This is a genomic window from Okeania sp. SIO2F4, assembly GCF_010672385.1.
Taxonomy (GTDB): Bacteria; Cyanobacteriota; Cyanobacteriia; order Cyanobacteriales; family Microcoleaceae; genus Trichodesmium.
Genome location: NZ_JAAHGT010001374.1, coordinates 1 through 1,576, shown reverse-complemented (window position 1 = coordinate 1,576; position 1,576 = coordinate 1). Strand labels below are relative to the sequence as shown.

Genomic DNA, 1,576 nt, shown 5'->3' with positions numbered 1-1,576 from the left:
TGCAAACTCTCCAATAGTTGTTTGAGTTTCTGGGGAAATTACAAAACCTAATTGTGCTGCTTGACGGTATGCGCGTAATAGTCGGAGGGGGTCTTCTCTAAGATTGGCAGATTTTACCATTCTAATAATACCGTCTTGCAAATCTTTCAGAGCATCAAATAAATCTATCAATTCATCAGTAAAAGGATTATAGGCAATAGCATTTATCGTAAAATCTCGCCGCCATAAATCTTTCTCCAAACTATCACCTTCAATCTCAGCAAAATCAACTGTCGTTCCCTTAAATACTACCCTCGCAATTTTTCGTTCCGCATCCAAAACCACAAACCCCGCTTGATATTCCTTGGCAATATTTCTAGCGATATTAACTGCTTGGTCAAGGATAATAAAATCTAAATCCAAATATTCCCTCTTCCGTTTCAGCAAAGCATCCCGCACCGAACCACCTACTAAATAAACAGGTTGGGGGAGCATTCTTCCGTCAAATGGCCAATTTTTCGGTGATAAAGCAGACAGGGAATTTATCGACATTGCCACAAAAATCCAATGAATTTCTTTGCAGTTAGAGTGTTACCTAGGTTAAAGTTAACATTATGTCTGAAAAAAATATATTTTTCCCCTGGAATAACCTTTGTCTCTAGGGCAAAAATTTATCGATTCCAGATCAAATTAATTTGGGTGAAAATATAAACTTATCGTAAGTATTCAACTTTCAGCTATTAGGTATGAGTTATTGATCAGATGAGGAGTTCATTAATTGATAATGGATAATGAATAATGGATAATTACCTCTTTAACAATTGATAATGAACAATGGATAATGGATAATGGATAATTATTTTTGTTTTCTGCTATCGCCGACATGAAACGCGGAGCGACTTGAATTGCCTTTGCGGAGCATGACAAACGGAAAGCCTTGTAAAACGCTTTCCGCAATTATTAATTATTAGGAGAGGCAATAAAGCCGAATTGATTAATTATCCAGCGATCAAAGGAATTGATAAATTGAGAGAGAATTAAAAGTTACTACCAAACTACGCTCCCTTAACTTTAGGAGTAATTATTCATTATTAATTGCTCATAACTGACTGCTAGGAGCTGAATGCTGAAAACCTATCAAATCATTTAAGATAGAAAATTATTGTATCAATTAAGATGAAACTTGACCATCAACGAGGTACTTACAAATGTGTATTTGTGTTAACTGCCACTATGTAGATCGGTGTGTCACTTATCATGCTGTAGAAACTCAGCACGAACAACTTCATTTAACAGAAAATCCAGATTTTGACCCGGTTGAACCTACTATTAATGTCAATATTCGTCCCAAACAAGACGAAATTGAGATGGAATGGGATGTTGTCGGTTGTGAAAGTTTTCTACAAGAAATGGGTAAATGGGCAAAATTAAGGCCAGGCGAACTTGTCCCTACCTAAAATCAGTTATTAGTTAAAAGAGGGAATAGGGAATAGGGAATAGGGAACAGGGGGAAATAATTAATTATTTCTGTACGATAATTGATTTAATTTTTGATTGTTGGATATCTCTAATAGTATTAGAGCATCTTTCCTGGTTT

At 35.6% G+C, this 1,576-nt stretch carries 2 protein-coding genes; one reads left to right on the top strand and one right to left on the bottom strand.

From position 1 onward, the window contains the following. Positions 1-531: tRNA nucleotidyltransferase/poly(A) polymerase family protein (locus F6K22_RS40535; RefSeq protein WP_483244207.1), on the bottom strand; the 531-nt coding region annotated here is incomplete at its 3' end. Between the two features lie 656 nt (positions 532-1,187). Here F6K22_RS40535 and F6K22_RS40530 point away from each other — a divergent pair. After that, positions 1,188-1,436 carry a Ycf34 family protein gene (locus F6K22_RS40530; protein ID WP_293110778.1) on the top strand — a complete coding sequence of 83 codons (249 nt, stop codon included), beginning with the start codon at positions 1,188-1,190 and terminating at the stop codon, positions 1,434-1,436. The last annotated feature ends 140 nt before the right edge of the window (positions 1,437-1,576 follow it).

Bases quoted from the DNA above. Each gene is read 5' to 3' on its own strand.
- F6K22_RS40530 (WP_293110778.1), top strand. From the start codon at position 1,188: ATGTGTATTTGTGTTAACTGCCACTATGTAGATCGGTGTGTCACTTAT.